At 63.0% G+C, this 20,860-nt stretch carries 13 protein-coding genes; 8 read left to right on the forward strand and 5 right to left on the reverse strand.

The features are described 5' to 3' along the window. Positions 1 to 132: 132 nt before the first annotated feature. Positions 133 to 6,627, forward strand: coding sequence for a DUF3320 domain-containing protein (locus ACLF6J_RS09860; RefSeq protein WP_208526498.1), 6,495 nt, complete (start codon positions 133 to 135; stop codon positions 6,625 to 6,627). 146 nt (positions 6,628 to 6,773) lie between these two features. Here ACLF6J_RS09860 and ACLF6J_RS09865 read toward each other — a convergent pair whose 3' ends face one another. Continuing rightward, on the reverse strand, positions 6,774 to 7,988 hold the full coding sequence (locus tag ACLF6J_RS09865) for an exonuclease domain-containing protein (RefSeq protein WP_134352726.1): 1,215 nt from the start codon (positions 7,986 to 7,988) through the stop codon (positions 6,774 to 6,776). Between the two features lie 71 nt (positions 7,989 to 8,059). Here ACLF6J_RS09865 and ACLF6J_RS09870 point away from each other — a divergent pair, with 71 nt between their 5' ends. After that, the gene (locus tag ACLF6J_RS09870) at positions 8,060 to 8,653 is read left to right on the forward strand and encodes an HNH endonuclease (protein WP_134352725.1); all 594 of its coding nucleotides are present in this window, start codon (positions 8,060 to 8,062) and stop codon (positions 8,651 to 8,653) included. Then, positions 8,653 to 8,880, forward strand: a complete 228-nt coding sequence (locus tag ACLF6J_RS09875) for a DUF6361 family protein (protein ID WP_134352724.1) — start codon at positions 8,653 to 8,655, stop codon at positions 8,878 to 8,880. Before ACLF6J_RS09870 ends, ACLF6J_RS09875 begins: the two co-directional genes overlap by 1 nt. Before the next feature lie 457 nt (positions 8,881 to 9,337). Here the strand turns inward: ACLF6J_RS09875 and ACLF6J_RS09880 are convergent, their stop codons facing one another. The 4 genes from ACLF6J_RS09880 to ACLF6J_RS09895 are packed head-to-tail and all read right to left on the reverse strand — an operon-like array spanning position 9,338 to position 14,175. Then, entirely contained in the window at positions 9,338 to 10,525 is a 1,188-nt protein-coding gene (locus ACLF6J_RS09880) for a GIY-YIG nuclease family protein (RefSeq protein ID WP_244093562.1), read from the reverse strand. Next, positions 10,522 to 11,265, reverse strand: coding sequence for a hypothetical protein (locus ACLF6J_RS09885; protein ID WP_421076895.1), 744 nt, complete (start codon positions 11,263 to 11,265; stop codon positions 10,522 to 10,524). Before ACLF6J_RS09885 ends, ACLF6J_RS09880 begins: the two co-directional genes overlap by 4 nt. After that, positions 11,183 to 12,508, reverse strand: a complete 1,326-nt coding sequence (locus tag ACLF6J_RS09890) for a DEAD/DEAH box helicase (RefSeq protein ID WP_421076861.1) — start codon at positions 12,506 to 12,508, stop codon at positions 11,183 to 11,185. The genes ACLF6J_RS09885 and ACLF6J_RS09890 overlap by 83 nt, the downstream gene beginning before the upstream one ends. After that, positions 12,505 to 14,175 carry a class I SAM-dependent DNA methyltransferase gene (locus ACLF6J_RS09895; RefSeq protein WP_421076894.1) on the reverse strand — a complete coding sequence of 557 codons (1,671 nt, stop codon included), beginning with the start codon at positions 14,173 to 14,175 and terminating at the stop codon, positions 12,505 to 12,507. The genes ACLF6J_RS09890 and ACLF6J_RS09895 overlap by 4 nt, the downstream gene beginning before the upstream one ends. A 53-nt stretch (positions 14,176 to 14,228) precedes the next feature. Here ACLF6J_RS09895 and ACLF6J_RS09900 point away from each other — a divergent pair, with 53 nt between their 5' ends. The 5 genes from ACLF6J_RS09900 (at position 14,229) to ACLF6J_RS09920 (ending at position 20,858) form a co-directional block, all read left to right on the forward strand. Further along, positions 14,229 to 15,638, forward strand: a complete 1,410-nt coding sequence (locus tag ACLF6J_RS09900; RefSeq protein ID WP_421076862.1) for a tyrosine-type recombinase/integrase — start codon at positions 14,229 to 14,231, stop codon at positions 15,636 to 15,638. Positions 15,639 to 16,090: 452 nt separating this feature from the next. Continuing rightward, the gene (locus ACLF6J_RS09905; protein ID WP_421076863.1) at positions 16,091 to 17,449 is read left to right on the forward strand and encodes a hypothetical protein; all 1,359 of its coding nucleotides are present in this window, start codon (positions 16,091 to 16,093) and stop codon (positions 17,447 to 17,449) included. Continuing rightward, the gene (locus ACLF6J_RS09910; RefSeq protein ID WP_421076864.1) at positions 17,446 to 19,551 is read left to right on the forward strand and encodes a hypothetical protein; all 2,106 of its coding nucleotides are present in this window, start codon (positions 17,446 to 17,448) and stop codon (positions 19,549 to 19,551) included. Before ACLF6J_RS09905 ends, ACLF6J_RS09910 begins: the two co-directional genes overlap by 4 nt. After that, entirely contained in the window at positions 19,544 to 19,954 is a 411-nt protein-coding gene (locus tag ACLF6J_RS09915) for a hypothetical protein (protein ID WP_421076865.1), read from the forward strand. The genes ACLF6J_RS09910 and ACLF6J_RS09915 overlap by 8 nt, the downstream gene beginning before the upstream one ends. Positions 19,955 to 20,027: 73 nt before the next feature. Beyond that, positions 20,028 to 20,858, forward strand: coding sequence for a restriction endonuclease (locus ACLF6J_RS09920; protein WP_421076866.1), 831 nt, complete (start codon positions 20,028 to 20,030; stop codon positions 20,856 to 20,858). The last annotated feature ends 2 nt before the right edge of the window (positions 20,859 to 20,860 follow it).

The raw sequence follows: 20,860 nt of genomic DNA on the forward strand, positions 1-20,860 counted from the left end.
GTATGAGACGCCGTTCGCGCATGTTCCGTCGACGGAGAGCCGTCCGATACCCTCGCCTTACTCCCTGCGATGTCGTCGGTCACCCCTATCGTCGATCGACTCGGCATCGAAAGGTCCAGCAGGAGGAGACCCGTGCAAGACAGCAACCATCATTCCGACGTCGGCGATGCGCTCGGAGTACTGATCGACGGCTTGCGCCCGTTCGTAGACCGCGTGCTCGCCGAGGCCGCACCTGACATCAGCGATTGGACCACGATCCTTCAGCAGAAGGACCGTCGCGGTGGTCGCAACGTCACCCAGTACTCGCGCGGTGACCTCTCCTTGATGCTGCGCGCCATGACCGAACATCTCGGCGAGCTCGGCTACCCGTTCGAACGTGCGTTGTCGCGTCAGGGCAAGCTGTATGCGAGCGAGCTTCGGCAGGTCCGCAATGGCTGGGCACACAATCAATCGTTCTCTGCCGCCCAGGCATACCGCGCTATGGATTCGATGGAGCTGCTCCTTCGTCTGATTGCCGCCGACGACGAGGCCGCCGAAGTCGCGAGGTTGAAGACCCCCATACTTCCTGCTCCCGCGATGGCCAACTCGGGTCAGCCGGCCGCCGAGTCGACTGCTCCGCTCGACCCTGGCACTCGCGCCCGGATTCCCAACGATGCGGCTGGTGCCGTCGCGACGCCCGGATCGATCACTCAGCGAGCCGTCGCGCGCATCGAGACGAACGCGATCACGTACCTCAGCTATCCGATGGCGATGAACCAAATTCCGGTGCTCGACGAGGTCACTATCGTCGATGTCCTCGAAGATCACCGCGGGGCATCCCTCGAAATCGATGTACTCTCCGCAACCGGCTCCCTCGGCGACCCGAAGGTACAGTTTGTCGACTTGGAGGTCGGACAGTCGACGACCATCCGCGACATCGGACTGCAACTCGACCCGCAGCGCATGCTTGAGATCGACGTGGAACAGCAAGGCGTGCTGCGCGTCACGCTTCGCGACGCGGCAGGAACCGTGCTCGCGCTGTCATCGAAGGATGTCCGGGTGCTCGCGGCGAATCAGTGGATCGGCACTCCGCTTCAACTCGGCCTCGAACTGCTGGCAGCCCACGTGCAACCCAATTCCTCCGCACTTCCGTCCCTGCTCGTCGAAGCAAGCGACATTCTCGGTGTTACAACAGGGAACACCGAGATCGACGGATACCAGTCCGAGAGTCCCGATCGGGTCGATGCGATCGCAGCTGCGATCTACGACGCGATTCGACGTCGGGACATCCGATATGCCGAGCCGCCCGCGACCTGGGGACAGCGCGGCCAGCGAGTTCGCACCCCGCGCGAGGTCCTCGAAGAGCGTCTCGGCACGTGCCTCGACACCACGATCACGATGGCATCGGCGCTCGAGCTCGCCGGAGTTAACTCGACCATGTGGCTCGCAAACGGGCACATCTTCCTCGGATACTGGCGCTCCGACCACTCGCTCGGTACCGTCGCCACAACCGACGCGATGGAGCTTGCCAATCTCGTCGACCTCGGCCATATCGGGCTCATCGAAACAACGATGCTCACTGGCGGCGCTGAGTCCCGTTCGTTCGGCGACGCGAATCGCGCACCCCGGGCGAGGTACCTTCGCCCCGACGCCGAGTGGAACGAGCTGCTCGGGGTCACCGACGTGCGCGAGGCCCGCGAACATCAGATCTTCCCGCTCCCGAGTCGCGCAGTCGCGACCGACGGAACTGTCGTCATCACCGCGTACGAGGCGCCGAAGCCGGTGGCTCCCGAGCCGTATTTTGCGCCGAGTGGGGCCGCGGGCTCCACTCCTGGCGGGTCGACGGTTCCACGTCGCGTGCAGTTGTGGAAGAACGCGCTGCTCGACCTCAGCCTTCGGAACAAGTTAATCAATTACACCGACCGTGCCGGTTATCGCCTCGAGGTTCCACCCTCGTCGGTCGCTCGACTCGAAGACACGATCAACGCTGGCCAGGCAGTTGCCCTCAACGCGTCCGACGACATTCCGACCGTCGATAAGGTGCGCGGCGTTCGTTGGGCGAAGGACCTCCCTGAATCGAATCGCGAGGAAGCACTCACCACGAAGCGCCGCGCGTACATCGACATCACAGGCGCCAGCTACACGAGCAAGCTTCGCTACCTCGCATACAAGGCCAAGACCGTCGTTGAAGAGAGCGGCGCGAACAACCTCTACCTCGCCTTCGGGATGCTGCATTGGAAGTTCAGCGATCGGGAACTCCGGTCGCCGCTTGTCTTGGTGCCGGTGAACCTGACCACGGCGAACCGTGGCCAGGAGTACCGCCTCGTCCTCGACGAGGCCGGCACCTCTACCCCGAACTACTGCCTTCTCGAAAAGCTTCGGCTCTCGTTCGGACTGGAGATTGCCGGGCTTGCGAACCCAGTCGAGGATGACTCGGGCATCGATCTCCCCGCCGCGTTCCACGCTGCGCGCACTGCGATCGCGGCGGCCGGTCTGCCCTTCCGGGTCGAGGAGTCTGTCGATCTCTCGATCCTGCAGTTCGCGAAGTTCCGTCTCTGGAAAGATCTCGACGAGAACTGGGAAGTACTCGCCAAGAACTCGCTAGTTTCGCACCTCATCCAGACTCCGCTCGAGCCCTTCTCCGACCCGATCGCGCCTGCCGCCGGAGTGGACCTCGACGAGCTCGGCGAATCCGTGCCCGTGGCCGCCGACGCCTCCCAGCTCGATGCGGTTGCCGAAGCGGTCGCCGGTCGAACCTTCGTCCTTGAAGGCCCTCCAGGCACGGGTAAATCGCAGACGATCACCAATCTGCTCGCGCGCTCCGTGGCGGCTGGAAAGCGAGTGCTGTTCGTCGCCGAGAAGCGAGCGGCGCTCGACGTGGTGAAGACCCGACTCGAATCCGTCGGCCTCGGCGATCTCTCGTTGGATCTGCACGATAAGTCGGCACGCCCTGCCGCAGTGCGAGCTCAGATCAAACGCGCGCTCGACCTCAACGTTCGGGCCGACAGCACGAAGCTTCACGCCGACAGCGAAGCCGCCCAGTCGAGCAGGCGTTCACTCGCTAGGTACGCAGATCGGTTGCACGAGCCGAACGCCGCGGGCCTCTCGCTCTACTCCGCCCGAACGACCGACTTGGCCTTAGACCCAGACGCACCCACGCTCACGATTCCGTCGTCGCTGGTCGCGAATGCCGATACGCCGACCCTCGACTCGCTCCGCCAAACACTTCGTCAGCTCCCCGAAACCGCGGACTTGGCCCGGCCGAGCCTGAACCACCCGTGGGGCTTCGTTGATGAACGCCCAGGCACTCGTGTCGAGAGCTCCCAGCTGCATGCCGTGGCAGCAGCGTTCGATTCAGCCCTCGCTGCTGTGGTCGAGAGTGGGATTCCGCTCAACCAACTCGCCCTCGAAGGCTCGCCCGCAGGCATCACGACGTGGACCGAAGTGAGTCGCGCGCCACGCCACCCGCTCGCAACGATCGACGCCCTCTCAGACCCGGCGTGGACCGCATTCCTGGTGAGCCTTCGCGCTGAAGTGTCGAGCTTCCCGAAGCCGGCATGGCTCGCACGGGTTGGAGCGAGTGTTCTTGCCCGTGACATCCACGGAATTCACCGCGACGCCGTCGCTGCTGATGCTTCGGGTTTCTTCGGGCGCAAGAAGCGCAGACGTGAAGTTCTGGCCCGCTTCACCGACGAACTCACGGTCGAGCCGAAGACCATCCGATTGAAGGATCTGTCGTCGTTGACCGGCGAAATGGATACGACGGCGACCGCAGTTGACACGCTCCGCGAACGACTCGGCAAAGTCCCGATCCCACTCGTGGATGCCTCATTCAACCCGCTCATTCCGGCCGACGCCGAGGGCGTCTTGTCCCGGCTCAACTGGACCACGTGGCTCTGTACGGCTCTCGGGAACAGCGAAGACCCGTTCGTCGGCGCCTTACGCGCGTACTTCGCGAGCACACCGGTCGGGGCATCCGCTGGAGAGCTGGACCGCTTCCAGTCCGCCTGGCGAGAGTTGCAAGCGGCCGCCCGAACCGATTCCGAGGCCGCACTCGACTGGGTCGGTGATTCGGACTTCCTCACGAAGTGGTGGACTACCCGTGGGGAACGTCGCATCACGGAGACCGGGCACATCGGACTCGCGCGTTGGCTCGACTTCACCAGAGCACTCGAACCGCTCCGGGCGGCGGGCCTCGAATCTGCGCGGCGCGCGCTCTTGATCGGTGAGGTGCCGGCCGAGTACGCGGCGATCGCATTCGACAAGGGCGTCGCAAAGGCCTCGATGCTCGAACGGCAGGACGCGACTGCGCTCACCGGATTCGATCTCCAAGCACACAACCGCACCATCAGCAGGTTTACGAACGCGACGCACGCGGTACGCTCCGAGCTCCCCCGATCCATCCCGGCTGAACTGTTGGCTGACAGGCGAGTCTCATCTGCGGCAGGCGGAAAGATGGGAGCCCTCCGGCGCCAACTCGACCGGCAGCGAGGCGGCATGTCGGTGCGCACGATGCTCGAGAACTTCGGTGATCTCATCGTCGAGGTCATGCCTTGCACGCTGATGAGCCCCGAGTCGGTCGCTCGATTCTTCCCCGCGCAAGCCGACCTGTTCGACATCGTGGTGTTCGACGAGGCGTCCCAGATTCGCGTGGCCGACGCCGTCGGAGCGATGGGACGAGGCCGCGCCGTCGTCGTGGTCGGCGATAGCAAGCAGATGCCGCCGACGTCGTTCGCGGACGCCGGCACCTCGATCGACGATGACACGGACTACACGCCGGAGACTGTCGTCGACGAGGAGTCCATTCTCTCGGAAAGCGTCCAAGCCCAGGTCCCCCGGAAGTGGCTGTCCTGGCACTACCGCAGCCAAGACGAATCACTGATCGCGTTCAGCAACCACCACTACTACGAGAACCGGCTCTCGTCATTCCCGGCTCCAATGTCGACTGCCGCAGACGACGGCATCGACGGGCACGGCATCGCCTTCGCGCGCGTGCACGGGCACTTCGAACGGTCCGGGCGAGGGAAGGCGCTTCGCACGAACCGAGTCGAGGCAGAGGCGATCGTCGATGAGGTGCGTCGCCGATTCACCGCGTCACCTGACGAGATTCCGTCGCTCGGCATCATCACCTTCAACGCTCAGCAGCGCGACCTCGTCGACAACATGCTGCGCGACACCGGAGATGACCGCATCCTCGCCGCTCTGGATGCCCGCGACGGCGTTTTCGTGAAGAACCTCGAGAACGTGCAGGGCGACGAGCGGGACACCATCCTGTTCTCGGTCGCGTTCAGCGTGAACGATCGAGGGGTGCTCCCTCTGAATTTCGGGCCGTTGTCACGCGCCGGTGGAGAACGTCGACTCAACGTGGCGATCACTCGCGCCCGCCGTCAGGTGGTGCTGTTCGCAAGCTTCGACCCCGACCAACTTCGGGCGGAACAGACCGGGTCGGTCGGTATCAAGCACCTCAAGGCCTACCTCGAGCTCGCCGCGCGCGGTGTCGAAGCGGTCACTGATGAAGCGCGTCGGATGCCTCGTATCGATCGACACCGCGATGAAATCGCCGCCGAGCTCCGCTCCGCTGGATACGCGGTGCTCACCGATGTCGGACTCTCCGAGTTTCGAGTCGACATCAGCATCGCCGATGCTGATGCGCCCGATCAGCCGCTCGTCGCGGTGCTCCTCGACGGCGAGAACTGGCGAGCACGACAGACCGTTGCCGACCGCGACGGGCTTCCGGTAGATGTCTTGAAGGGGCTGATGCGCTGGCCAAGCGTCGTGCGAGTATGGCTCCCGGAGTGGCTGCACGATCACGAGGGTTCCCTGAAGCGTCTGGCGGAGGCTGTCGAAGATGCGAAGGACTTCCTCGCGACGGCACGCGAGCACGCATCTGAAGCGACCGTTGCCGCGGATATATCTGGGGACGGGCCCGAGCCTTCGATCACTGAGTCTTGTGTGGCCATCTCGGCCAAGGAAGACATCAGCAGCGCACGGGTCGAGCTCGACCGCGCGACGGGGCTGATCCGCGCAGCGCCGATCACTCCCACAGAGCCCGCGCCTTTCACGCCCCGTAGACACCCTGACGTCGCAGACTTCGCCCCATGGATTCCTGTTCGACTGGGAACGGTGGCTGTCCTCGACTCACTCCCGAACGGTCGAAGCGCCACCCAGGTGCGTGACGCGATCCGGGAAGTGGTCCGGGCAGAAGGTCCGGTCCACCGCGCGCGTGTCGTGAAGCTCGTCGCTTCCGCCTTCGGGCTCGACCGAGTCTCACAGGTGCGTGCGGCCGCCATCCTCCGTTGTGTACCGAGCGAGCTGAGCCGGGCCGACGGAGAACGTACCTTCCTCTGGCCGGAACAAATCGAGCCCGACACGTGGATGGGGGTCAAGTGTGTTGAAGCGGGCGCCTCTCGCGATGTCGAGCATGTTTCGCTGGTCGAGATCGCGAACGCGATGCGTGTCAGCGCCGACCTTTCGGGCGGCATGACCGACGAAGAGATCAAGCGCGACGCGTTAGGCATGTTCGGTGGCAAGCGCCTCACCGCCGCGATCAGGGAACGCCTCGAAGCTGGGCTTGCCTACGGACTCGAATCAGGGCGACTCGATCGGGATCCGACCGGCTATGTGGTGAATGGGCTGCGCGGGAGCTAATCCATGGAGACGAAGGACAGGATTCCTCACGTCGTGAACCCGACAGGAGCTAGCTGGTTGAAGAGATCCCGAGGCCACTCGCGCGAGGGTCGCGAAGCACTGCCCGGATCTGAAGCATCGTCAGTGACCTGATCTACCTGGGTAGATCAGGCGTAGCGTTCGGCGAGCCAAGACTCGCCGACGATGGGGATGCCGTAGTCGCGAGCTTTTCGGGCCTTGCCGGAGAGGGAGTCGGGATCGGCCGCGATCACGAGGCGCGCTGCCTTGGTCACGGCGGGCTTCGCGATGATCCCGTGTTCGCGGAGACGTTGCTCCCACTCGGAGCGTGCTCGCGTCATCTCCCCCGTGAGAACGACAATGTCTCCAGGGCTCAGCGCGAAAGCAGACATCGACGGAGGCTCCACGATCTCAACGGGCTGAGCCACGGCATCCAGCACGATCTCGACGGGGACTTCGAGAAGCTCCGCAACGGAGATCAGATCGGCACGCTCGTCCTCGGTGACGACGCCATCTGCCCAGGCGATCTTGACCAACGCGGCGAGGTAGTCGCGATGCAGCCGCTCGACCGTTGAGCGTGGCAGACCGGCTCGCTCCGCGAATGCGACGAGAGCGTCCTTCTCATGCTCCGACAGATAGCGGTCGAGGAGGCACCGCTCGACGAGAGCGACATACTCCGCCTGCTCATCGGAGTCGCTGACGTCCGGAACGCGGTCAACAATTCTCTCCAGGAAGCTCGGCGAATACTCTTCGACGCTCGAACGAGCGAGCCACTCGCCGCGCTCCCCCGCGTACGGAGCGAGGCGCTCAGCCCGGCCGAGCAAATCACGCCAAGTGGACTGTCCCGTACTCGCCACGAAAGCGCCAAGGAGTTCCGCCGTCGCGCGCGCATCAACCGCTGCACGGTGTGCCCCGCTGAGGTCGATGTCGAAGGCAGCACAGCAATCGGCGAGCGTGCTGCTTCCGCCGAGGTGGGTGCGCGCCAGTCGCATCGTGCAGAGGCTAACGAACGGCACGCCTGCCCAATAGGCCGCGCGCCCGAGCTCAGCTTCGAGGAATCTCATGTCGAAGGATGCGTTGTGCGCGACGACCACGCGCCGTGAGAGCAGATCGACCAGGTCGGCAGTGATGCCCGGGAACTGCGGCGCTCGCAAGATCTCCCGGGAACTGATGCCGTGGATGTCCTGACGCCCGAGGTCCCGCCCCGGGTTGATGAGCGTCTCCCACTGGCCGGTTATCGTGCCATCAGGCTCAGAGTGGACCACGGAAATCTCGATCGCCCGATCGGTCCACTCGGCGTAGAAACCCGTGGTCTCAAAGTCGATGGTCGCGAAACCGGAGGAGGGCACGGGAATCGAGGTCATGGTGCCACTGTATCGGCGACCGTCGGCGCTTGTTCTGACGCTCTCGCCGCGGATTCCGCCATGATCGAGACATGAAGTCCCCGATCTACCTCAGCTTGTTCGCGATGCCGAAGCCCGTGCGGATCATGGGTCGGAGTTCGAGCATCACGAACTCGTTCGTGAACGGCATCATCCCCGTGGTCGTACCGACCGAGGCAGAGGTCCGGGCAGCCCTCGAGATTCTCGGCATGCTCGATCGTGTGAGCTGCAGCTACTGCGGCGACACCAGCACGGAATGGGACCACCTTCGTCCTCTGGTGAGCAACCAGCGACCGACGGGATACATCTCCGAGATACACAACCTCGTACCCGCCTGCGGCAAGTGCAACCAGAGCAAGGGCAACAAGGACTGGCTGACCTGGATGCGCAGCTCGGCCCCGCTCTCTCCGGAATCTCGCGGTGTTCCTGACATCGAAGATCGCATCGCTCGCCTACAGGAGTACGAGCGCCAGGCATCCCCGACTCGTGTCGACTTTGAAGCGGCGGTCGGGCCCGACCTGTGGCAGCAGCACTGGGCGCACCACAAGCACCTGCTGGAGCTGATGCGCGCGGCCGATCAGGACGCGCAGGAGATCAGAGCCCGCGTGCGGGAAGCCCATGAGGCCAAGAGACACGCGGCGACCTGATGACGTCCGTGATCACCTGGCTCGACGTGTCGGCAGACGAGCAGCTACGGATGCGAGAACTCGCGGCGATGTTCACGCAACGAGACAGCCGAAACAAGCTGGGCATCGGGCAGCTCCGCGACGGCATCAGCGACGCCCTGTTCCCTTGCACGTCAATCCTGCACACCCGCGTGCGCTATCTGCTGTTCGTGCCGTGGTGCTTCCAGTACGCCGCACAGTCGAAGTGACGCGTGAAGGGCGGCACGCGCCAACCCGATGCGACCGAGCTGGAGCTGATCGAGACCCTGCGGTTCTCGCCGGATGCGGACGGTCTGCTCGGCTCGGAGGAGGTATGAGACGCGGCGTTCGCTGCTGCTCTCGCGTCGCCCGAAACCAAGCGATTTGGACCAGTTCGCGCCATGGTGGGTGTACGAGGGGGACGCCCGGATCCAGCGGCGAATTGCCTCGTTCACGTTGAGAAGGGATCACGAGAAGTACGAGCGGTTGCTCGACGCCCTGCCCCTGTACCGCCTCATCCTCGGGCAACCCCGACAGGAGGACATGGTGCGGCTGATGCAGCAAGGCGAAATGGGCCGAGACCTGGCGGTTGGGGCGATCAATCTGCGCCCACCCACCAGGCACGTTGAGATTCACAGCGATGGCGCGGCAAAACCTCGTCTGAACGACAGGGAAGAGGCGCTGGACTCACTCGGCAAGTCGCACCAACTTTTGTTGCACCTTGTCGTAGGAGTAGTCGACGATCTCTCCGGACATGATCATCGCCACGGCCTGGTTGATGACATCGCGCGGAACGACGAACCACTCGGACGGATCGTAGTCGCGTCCCTTCCGGTCGGTCTGCGTCAGGTCGAGGCGAACGTCCGCAAAGACACGGTGCAGAAGACTCTCCAACGCGGAGGCCTTGAGGTTGTAGACCCTGTAGTCCGCGACAATCTTGATGGGAGCCATCAGATAGGTCGGGGACGTGGATGCACCCTTCACGCGCTGTTCGACACTCGTGGTCGAGAAGCCAATCTTGTGCAGGTGCTCGAGATTCGCGATCAGCGGGTCTGTACTGAGTGACTGCAGCACGTATATGTGGCCGCTTTCGATGTCTGCGTCCAGGATCTCATCCGAGTCGTGACCGGCGCGAGCCAGAACCTGCCCTTGTGCCTCATACATCCGCGTCATCAGACTCTGCTTGTACATTGCTGACTCGGTGCCGTTCTCGAACACCACTCGCAGGCGCTGCTTCTGGGTGCGCTTTCCACCTACGACGAGGTCAACGTCGTCACCGACCTCTGCCACGAAGCACATGACGCCGTTGAGGACGAAGAACACACCCTCTCGGATCAGGTCCATGCCGGTGAATGGCTTCAGCGTGAAAGTGCCGTCGGTGAGCTCTGTGTGCTTGGCTTTGAACAGTGGCTCGAACTGTTCGAAGTCCTTCGCCTTCACGCGCTGTGCGACAGACTCGGCGGACTCTGGCCGCTTGATTACAGGCAAGCCAGACACATCAAGTATCCCGGCGTCATCGCCCAGCAGATCGTCGAGATCGTCGCTCTCGAGCAGCTCATCGAGCGACGCTGGCGCTGCAGGTGCTTCGAGCAGACCGAACTCGTCGAGGTGCTTCACCGCTTCAGCTTTCGCCTCGTTGGCGAGAAAGCCATCCAGCCGCGCACCGAGCTTGCGCTCGGCGATCTCACGCGTCTGCGGGCTGGGCGCCCGCCCTTCGCTACGCCGGAACTCGACGATCTCGAGGAAAGCACGCTCCAGGCGGTCGGATGACGTGATCCTCTTCGGTTGCTCCGGCGCCTTTAGCAGCTCGTCGTCGAGGATGTCGTCGATTGTGAGGACCACGTTCTCGTTGAACGTGAAATCGATCGGGGTCACGACGGCTCCCCCATCTCGGTCGCTGTCTTCTCGGCCTCGCGCTTCTGCTTCAGCTTCTGCAGGAACAGCAGCGCCGCGGCCATGCGCTTCTCCGCAGGGTCATCCGAGCGCAGATCGGGGCGCTTGCCGTTGACCTGCACCCAGGCCTTGATCTTCGGGTACAGTGCCAGCGCCTCCTCCTCCGAGAACTCGATCTTCGTCGAGGTGATCGTGTCTTGGATCAAGCGCAGCACCGACGGCGTAACCGACTTCGACAGCACCTCGAACGCCCGCTGGAACGGGTTCACCGAGTCGATGAGGTTGATGTTCAGCTCGTCGATGTTCACGAACTTCTCGGCCATCTTGATGAACCGCTTGTCACCGACCTCGCGCACCTCACCGTTCTTGATCACCGAGTCCACGACGACTTGCTGACGCACTTCCTCGACCTGCTCCTCGGTGAGGTCGGGATACTTCTCACGAATTATCTTAGGAATCAGTACCTTGTTGGTCGTTTCTGCGTCGACGGAGCCTGCGGCTGCGCGGGCGAAGGTGTCGTCCTGCAGGATCGTCGCCTTCAGGTCGTTCAGGTCCGTCGCGACGATCTGCTTCACACGGTCGCTCGAGGGTTCCCTGAAGCCCTTGATCTTGAGCTCGCCCTTCTTTGCCGGCACATCGTCATCGAACTTCTTCGTTTTGAAGTTGAAGTTCGGCGCGAGCACCTGCTCCATAAGAAGAGACGCCGTGATTGCCTTGAGCATGTTGTTCACTGACACCTTGACCTCGCCCTGCGAGGCATCGGGCTCGGCGATCAGGTTCGTGAACTGCGCATGCATCTTGCCCGGGCTGTCGCGCGTCACGCGCCCAATGATCTGGATCACCTCGGTGAGCGACGCTCGGTAGCCGACCGTCAGGGCATGCTCCGCGAACGGCCAGTCGAAGCCCTCCTTCGCCATGCCCAGCGCGATGATGATATCGACGCCGTCGCGCTCCTTCGACGCGGTATGTGACAGGTAGTGCAGCGTGTCGCCGCGCTTTTTTCTGATCGGTGTCGTCGACGAGGTCCGCGACTCGCACGACCGCACCCGTGTCCTCGCGACGCACGCTGATGATCCCCGTGTCCGGGTCCGTCGACTCGACGTGACCGATTGCGTCGATGATCCGGCCGACCTCCTCGATTTTGTCCTTCGTGGACTCGCCGGAGTTCACGCTCGGGATGTGCACGATCGTCTTCTTGTCGAGGTCGAGCACCTCATGGATCGCGTCCGTGTACCGGCCCTGGTAGAAGTGGTGTCCGATGCCCAGCGACCGTAGGTGCTCGTAGCCATTGAGCTGGTCGTAGTAGTTGAACGTGACCGGTGTGAACTTCGCCTCGTCCTCGGGCGAGAGCACCGGCACGGAGTCTCCGCGGAAGTACGACCCCGTCATGGCGACGATGTGGACGTCCGAGCCGTTCATCACGTCCCGGAGCAGCGCGCCCAGCCGCGACGACTCGGTGTCGGCGGAGACGTGGTGGAACTCGTCGATCGCCAGCACCGCGCCGTTGAACGATTCCGGGGCCAGTTTCTCGAACGCGAACCGCAGGGTCGCATGCGTGCACACGAGCGCGGCATCGGGGCCCTCGAGGAACTTTACGAACGCGTCGACCTTGCCCGCCGATGATCCTGCGTCGCACAGGTTGTGCTCGTCTTTGATCTCCCAGTCCGCCCAGAAGCCATGCTTCGTCAGCGCTGTCGAGGCGAATGACGCGCCGATGGACCGCTCCGGCACGGCGACGATGACCTTCTTGCGGTCCTGGTTGTAGAGCTTGTCCAGCGCCACGAACATCAGCGCGCGGGACTTGCCCGACGCCGGTGGGGCCTTCACCAGCAGGTGCTGGGCGTCGCGCTGCTCGAACACGCGCTGCTGCATCTCGCGCATGCCCAGCGCGTCGGTGTTCACCGAAGCCTTGGTCTGTGCATACGTGACGTCGACGATGTTCAAGGGCTTGTTGATCGCGTTCACTTCGCAGTCCTCCGGGTCTTCTTCGCCGGGGCCTTCGCGGCCTCCTCTGCGGTCATCCGCTCGTACAGCGCGAACAGGTCGGACAGACGTTGCTCGTCCGTCTCGTAAGGCTTCTTCGAATAGATCGAGTCAACCAGCGCGTCGATCTGGGCGTGTGCGTCGCGCAGGTCCTGCGGCATTTTTTCGGGGTCGTAGAGCTCGGCCAGCGTCTGTTCGCAGTGGTACTCCCGTACGTCGAGCACGCGGAGGGCGGCGACGGTGAGCTTCTCCTTCACCGCCTCCGACAGCGGGGGGACGGGGAAGTTGTTGTAGACGATGTAAGCACCGTAGCGGTAGTCAGTCTTCATTCGACCGCCGACCGCAGCGAGCCACACCATGTGAATCCTCGAAGTGAGCAGCGCAAAGATCCACGGCTCCGCGTCATAGACCGCATTGGCTGCATCGGAGATTACGGCGTTCTCTCCGAGATACCCGATCGGGACATACTCTCGTCGCGCCGAGGACACCCGCGGCACAATGATCGACTCGGTGGCCTTGTAGGCGACCTGCTTGAACCTGTGAGGGAACTCGGCGAATGCACGGACGCCGACTTCCTCGCGACCCCCGCGCCATTCGGCTACGGCATCAAGTCGTGCTGCGATCGGTCCCACCTGCTTCGCGGAAGACAGTTCTGCGTCTGAGACCCATACGCAGAATCGCTGGATGTCGTTGATGAACTCTGCCGACCCTACGTACTGCTTGAGGTACTTGTCCGCCTCAGGGGCCGCCTCGATCGCATGGTTGCGCTCCGCCGAGTCGAGGATCAGGTGCCCGCCATCCTTTGGCATAGAGCCCAAGACCATGCGCGGTAGCGAATGGCTGAGCACTCCAGTTCGGCGATAGATGAACACGGAGGAAGCATCAGCCAGATACCCGTTTATGTTCTTAGCTTCGATCTGAAGCCCATCGGTGAAGATGAATTTCTGCCCAGGTCGTGCAACACGGAGGTTGATCACGGCAACTGTCACGCCAGCATTGTGCTTGGCGTTGTTCTCCCATTTAAAGGACGTGTACGCGTACCCGATCTCGATACCCTTGGCGAAGATCATCGGAAACATCAGCCCGACCTGCTCACCCTGGGCGACCGAGTTCGTCGTCACGAAAGCCAGCTCCGCACGCGTGCCCTCTATGTAATCGGCACCCTTCACGAACCAGAGGGCGATGTAGTCGAGGTCCTTCGAGTGGGGACGCGTCCCGAACACGAACGGATAGTCAGCCTTCAGTTCTTTGCTCTGCGACTTACCACCCTTGTACGGCGGGTTGCCGATCAGGTAGATCTCCGACTCACCGTCATTCGGACATACCTCGTTCCAGTCCACCCGCGCCGCGTTTCCGGCCTTGACCTGCCCGGTCTCCTTGAGCGGGATCAGCGGGATCTCGACACGGAACTTCTCGCGGAATTCCCGATTCATCTGGTGCTTCGCGATCCAGAGCGAGAGGATCGCAACCTCCACGGCGAAGTCGTCGATCTCGATGCCGTAGAAGTTCTCGATGCTGATCTTCGAGTCCGCCCAGAGCATCTGGTGCGAGGAGCTCAGCTCTGCGAGCCGCTCGAGGATGGCGTGCTCGAGCTTGCGCAGCTCCTTGTAGGCGATAACGAGGAAGTTGCCCGATCCACACGCAGTTATGTGTAGGTTCTGTCAGTGTCTCAATCAAGCACCGATCAGAACCCCGGAGCACCATGCACCTTCGATTCATCAATCGTCGGCTCTCGCCGTCGATCGCTGCCGACAATCTGACTCGGGATACATACGCGTCGACATCGTCGCTGCCTGACGGGACGCCGCTCTTGTTCGACGATCAGTGGCGCCCTGTCGAACCGTGGATGACATACTTTCGGTCCATCGCGGCCGCCACGGGTAAGACGACCGTGCGCAACTATGGCTACGACGCGTTCCGGTTCGCATCGTTCCTCGCGAAACGCGGGACCGACGTCATCCAGGCGACCACAGATGACATCGTCGCTTACCGCGACTCGCGATTGTCCAGCACCGAGCCGGTGTCCCCGGCGACGTGGCAACGAGAGGTAGTCGTGATCCGTGGCGTTTACAGCCTGCTGATGCAGACGGGGATGATCGACCGTGAACCGTGGATCACGATTGGACGTTCGTCAGCCTTGCGCAGCCCTTGGCACAGCGAGCCTGATATCCGGCCGTTGACTCGGGAGCAGTGGGTCGCATTCCGCGACGTCGGCCTCAGAGGGATGAGGCCGACAGGCGGGATCGACCCAAGCTGGCGCGGTCGCTCTTCGCTTCGGTCGTTGGCCGGCGCCGAGATCGCTGTGACGACAGGAATGAGAGTGTCCGAGTTCTCCACTCTCCTCGACGCAGAGGTGACCGCGCCGTCGGGGGTGGGCTCATCCATCCTGCTCGAGGCATGTGCGAAGTATCAGAAGCGCCGTCGAGTATCCATCCCGGTGTCGACGCTGCGTACGATCGACCTCTACAGGCAAACGGAGCGGCGCGTACTCGTGCGGCGCTCGGCGTCTTCGCTGTGGGCCCGCCGCGATGAGCTGTTCGTCGTCGAAGAGCTGGATACCGCGGCCGGTGTTATTCGTGGTCGCCTCGATGGCCGTCGTTCCAGGTGGAGGCTCCACCTGCTGCCGCCTCATCTCCGACGGATCGCCGTTGTTGAGCGCGAGCACGGGCTTGAAGCGCTCGGCCTCTTCTTGGGGCGAGGCGGTCTGCCGATCAGCTTGCGAGCATGGCACTCAGCTTTTGAGCTCGCGAGTGCGCGCGCGGTGGACCTAGCTCCGGAGCGACTCGGTGGACGCCGCGAGCGCGTCACTCCACACGATCTGCGGCACACATTCGCAGTGGTCACGCTCCGGGCGCTGACCGAGCTCGCTCTGGCTCGCGAGGCAGAGCGTCGAGCGGGCTCGCTCGGCCCGGCGACGCTTTCCGAGCACATTTCGATGAATCCTCGGCTGACCGTACAACGGCTACTTGGACACTCAAATCCTGCGACGACCATGATCTACCTTCGCTATGTCGAGGACACGGATGCCTTGATCCAGGACGTGTTCGAGAGTTGGAACGATGACGCAGTGACATTTGCGGAGGCTGCACTAGCCGATCGGACTAACTCATGATCGATCACAACCTAGCGCCACGCCCAATGTCGTTCCGCACGGATACCGGCAGCGTCGTTGACTCCGTCGTACGCCCACTGGACTATCGGCACCCAGTGTTCGCAGCCGAGCTCGCCGACGCCTTGCTTGAAATGAGGAGTTCCCTTGGCCTCGCTGACGGCACGATGTACCACTACCGCCGCGGCCTCGAGAGCCTCCTGACGGACTTACCAGAATCCATCCCCCGAGGGGCCTCCCTGTCACGAGCAGATGCTTCTGTGGTTGAGGCGCTGCATGAGTGGGAATCCTCACTCAGTGAGGCCCATTCAGCCGAAAGCCACGTGCCTCACCGCCGAGGCCGCCAGATCCGGCGGCTCCTCCGAGTACGCGCAGCCAGCGGCCAGCAAGTCAGCGAACCCCTGATGCGGTGGGCCCAAGGCCCGGTCCTTCATCGCGGCGGTGAGGATCGACCGTTGGACGAGTTCTCGAACGCGGAGCGCCTCGCGATTCGAGACGCCTGCCGCAACCGTATACGCGCCCTTGAAGCAAGACTCTCGCTTGGGCGACAGCTACTGCTCGATAACAAGAACCCCGAAGATGACGGCTGGTCGAGCCCCGCCAGTGTGTTGTGGGGCGTCCGATGGTTGGGTCGGGCTGACAACCCATCGATCTTCGATGATGTGGCTCTGGCGTGCAGGTCCGGCGTGCTCAACCAGCTCGATGGCGCCGGCCTCGAGGACGAATCCGTTCACCAGTCGATGATCCGTGCAATGTCATACCTCTACCCGTCGGACCAGGATTTGATCGCGTTCCGCACTCTGCTGCAGCTGGCCACCGGAGCAGCTCCCGAGGAATGGTCAGGTGTCACGGTTCAAGACATTGAATCGAGCGATGCAGCGCTCCACGTGCGCGTCCACAAAGCACGCGCGCATCGAAGCCGCACCATCCGCTGTCCGATCACCTCGGCAGACGCCGACAACGGTTGGAAAGCCGGCGACCTCGTCCGCCGCCTCCTCGCTGCCACCGCCCACGCCAGAGATGAGGCCAACACGATGGAGCATCCGACGATAGATGCCCTGTTCCTCACCGTTCAAAGAACGATCAGTCGCCACCTCGAACCCCGCGCGTCTCCATTCCACCGCCAACCGTTCGGCGCGCTGCTCAGCAGCATCGCACCGGGGATCTCGCGGCCTCACGACGCTCGACGGCTTCGCAAGACGGTGAAGAGTGTTCGCGCAGCGGTGCTGCGAAGCGCCGATGCCGCGGCCGGCGACGATCACAGCATCGCCGTCTATCAACGCCACTACGCCCAGTCCACCACCGTCCACGTCCTCGCCGGCGCCGCTGTCAACGCCGCTCAAGCTCTTGTGTTCGATCGACTTAGAGAGGGGCCGATCTTCGTCAAGTCGCCCGCCAAGGCCGTGACGACAGACACAAAGAGCGAACTTTCAACAGCCGCAACGGCCGAGCTGTCATCGAGCCCAACTGACCGTGCGATGAACGTTGCCCAGTGTTCCTCGCCTTATGGGTCGCCCTTCAGTCCCGCCGGTCGGCTCTGCGAGCATCGACCCTCGATGTGTTTCGCCTGTCCGAACGCAATCGTGTTCACCGACCATCTGCCGCGAATCCTTGCATACCGAGACATCCTTCGTGGGTATGAGAAGGAGATGTCCCCTGGCCAGTTTGCTGCAGTCCACGGCCAACAGCTCATGAACGTCGAGCGGATACTGAGCGAGTTCACGCCCGACGATCTGCAGGCGGCCGAGAACAAGATCGACAATCAGCAACCGACCATCCATGTACCCCTCGCCCAACGGGGAACTCACCTATGAACACCACGTCGATCGCGCAAAACGCACCAGCTTCGGAGCGGCTGAGCGACTTCTGGCCTGATGACGAACCTGTTCTGCGGCACCGACATCTTGAGAATGAGCATGTGATCCCGACCTTCGGTGACCGCCAGCGATGGGATCTCCTCGCCCTGGGATGGAATCCAGCCGCCGGTCGACATTCCGCGTCCCTGCTGTTCGACAGTTTCGACGGCGCATGGAACCTACGTGCCCGCGAACTCGCGATCGCTTTACTCAATCCCGCCCACAAGACGCTCCGCGCGCACGGGGTCTACCGCCGGTCGACACCGGTGTCGGTCAAGACGATCAGCTCTCGCCTGTTCGGCCTGAAACACTTCGCTTCGTGGCACCGAGAAAACTGCGGGGGGCTCCCGCTACGGGATCTACAGCAAGCACATCTGGACCAGTTCCTTGTCCAGATGAAGTCGCTGAACGTCAGCTCAGCGACTACCTCAGCTGTCGATGCAGTGCGTTCGCTTCATGACCTCGACGCCGTCCTCACCGGAGGCGGAATCGCCTTCCGCCCGTGGGGAGCTCAGACGACGATGGCGCTGAGCGGGCGTTCAACCAGCGAGGAACTGAGCACGCCCGTGATCCCACCAGCGGTCTGGTGGCCTCTCTTGCGAGCCAGCTGGCAGTACATAGATGTGTTCTCACACGACATTCTTGCTGCAGCTGCCGAATGGGCTGCCCTCGATCGTCCTGCGGAGGATCGCGTACGACTGAACGATCCTGACGGCACTCTCGAGCGCTGGATCGACGCGACGAGCAGCTCTGTCCCATTGCATCGTCTGACGTACGGACGATTCCAGCAGGGAGAGATTCACTGGACATTGCTTTCATTGCTCGTCACCGGCGGCCACAGCAAGAGCATGTTCGCGGAACTCACTTCGCCTGCCGTAGTGCGTCGCCGACACAAGGTGACGCACGCGATCGCAACGGGCGCACTTCGGACGACCCCGGGCGGATTGATGACCACTGCCACTGATGTCACCCGAGCGGACGGCAGCGTCGGTCCCTGGATCAACGGGTTCGACCCGGCGACTGTCCGCGCGCAACTGAAGGTCCTTCGCAACGCTTGCTACGTCTTCTGCGCCGCGCTCACAATGATGCGCGACTCCGAGCTGCTGAGCATCAAGAAGGATGCACTCACGACCTCCTACGGCGCGCCGGCGGTCACGTCCCAGTTGCGCAAGGGCCGAAAAGGAACGCACCTGCGCAACTGGTGGATCATCGAACCCGTTGCACAGGCGATAGCTGTCGCGGAGCGGCTCGCGCTTGGCGAGGAGGTGTTCGGCTCGACACGACGCAACCGCGACGGCCGAGGCCGCACCGTCCACTTTGATCGGCACGATGAACTTAAGAAGTTCATCCCTCAGCTCAACGCACTGGGGCCGGGCGCTGGCCTCGAACCGATTCCGAACTTCCACCTCGCCCCACACATGTTTCGCCGCACGATGGCGGCCATCACAGCTCAGCAGCCCGACGGAGAGATAGCGCTCGGCATCCAGCTGAAGCATGCCGCGCGTCGGGCCGTCGCGAATGGCACGACGTCCGGATACGCAAGCGAGACACCGGAATGGGCTGCGGAGTTCGAGCACGAACTTCAGGAGGCCGTAGCCTCGCGTCTCGTCGGCATGTGGTCCTCAGATTCAGTGAGCCACCTCCGACTTGCTGGCGCCGGCGCGCAACGCTTCCGCAGCGCGCTGACGCACGTCGAGGAAGACGCCGGCAGCGCGGTCAAGATCGGAGACGAACGTACCTTGCGCGCTCTCCTTCGAGACCGATTCAGCACCCTGCGGTGGGGAACGATCAACCACTGTCTCGGAGATCCAGAGCAGGCCGTTTGCCTCACGGGGTTGCCCGCGACGGCGGCCGCGGACGGCGTCATGCCGAATCGTTGTCAGCCAACCGTGTGCGGCAACTCTGTCATCACGGACGAACATGCGCCTGTGTGGATCGCCGAGGAGCGTAACCTCGTGGCAAAACTCCGAGATCGACGTGTCGCCCCGCACAATCGCGAGCAGCTTGAGGCCGAGCTTCAAGATGTACGCAAGATCACAAGGAGATTCACGGATGCCTGACGCCATGAGCGCATCGGAGCGCAGGCTCCGCGAAGCGATGGAGCGTCTGCTTGCCGGCGCTCCACTGCGCACGGACGGCCGACTGATCAAGGAGAACCTGTATCGCGAGGCGGAGGTAAGTCGTGCCACGATGAACCGCGCCACGGCCGTGCTCGAAGAATGGAATCGTCGAGTCGACGGCACGCAACCGCGGGACAAGGAGATCGAGAACCTAAAGCGTCAGCTGACAGAGCGGCGATCGGAGATACGGCAGTTACGTACCCGGGTCAAGGAACTCGAAGGGCAACTCACCATCGCTGCGACCGCGGTCGCGAAGTTGCACGTCGAGAACGAGCTGTTGCGCGGTGAGGATCAGACGCGCAACGTCAGCCCGATGAGGCCGACCAGCACCAATCGTCGCTAGTCCGCGCGAGATCGGAGTGGAGCGCAAAGAGGAGAACTGCTGAGATGATTGGCCGGTGAACGATGGGCCGTCCTTGGATACCGATGACCTCACGACCGATGAAGACGCATCAGTCGTGGAGGACAAGACCACTCCCGCGTGGCGTCAGTTCGAAATCGATGTGGTCAAGACCATCACCAATCTCGATCCAGCCGCGGAGGTGGTGCACGATGAACACGTCAGGGGCCACTTCTCAGGGACGATGCGCCAGCTGGACGCCGTTGCGAGGAAGTCGTTGGCGGGAGCACCCGTCGAAGTGGTGATCGAATGCAAGCAGTACAAGCGAAAACTCGGCATCGGGAAGATTGATGAGTTCGTCGGCAAGCTGGTTGACCTCGGGTGTGCGCACGGCATCCTGTATGCGACGAGTGGTGTCACGGAACCGGCGAGACTGCGCGCACAGGGGAGCGTAAACCCGCGGGTCACGCTACGCGATATGTCCGACGTCCCGCTCTACGCGGACCCCTCGCAGGTGGCTGCCGACGCTCTCGAGAGTGTCCTTGACGAGCATGCCGTGGACTTCTCTGATCTGGTGGAAGAAGTAGTACTCGGGAACTGCCAAGCCAACAACTGTTGGTATGGCAACGTCCAGTTGGGGCCGGTGGACGGCATCTATGTGGGCCAATGCGACGCGTGCGGACAGCTCCACGTTATGTGCGGGTGCTGCGACGAGATCTCAGAGATCGATTGGTCGTCGGGCGCTTGCTTCGTGTGCGGTGCGGAGTACAACGTGATCAGTTATCAAGGCGACCTCGACGGAATGGAGCAGACCTCGCATGGACCAGACTGCGAAGGCGTGCACCCGCCTGCCGATCCCACGCCCGAGACGACGGCTTCACACGTCCCTGTGGAATCGCGAATCTAGAG

Origin of the sequence: Microbacterium sp. IO18, from assembly GCF_049099505.1 — a bacterium.
GTDB lineage: Bacteria > Actinomycetota > Actinomycetes > Actinomycetales > Microbacteriaceae > Microbacterium > Microbacterium aurugineum.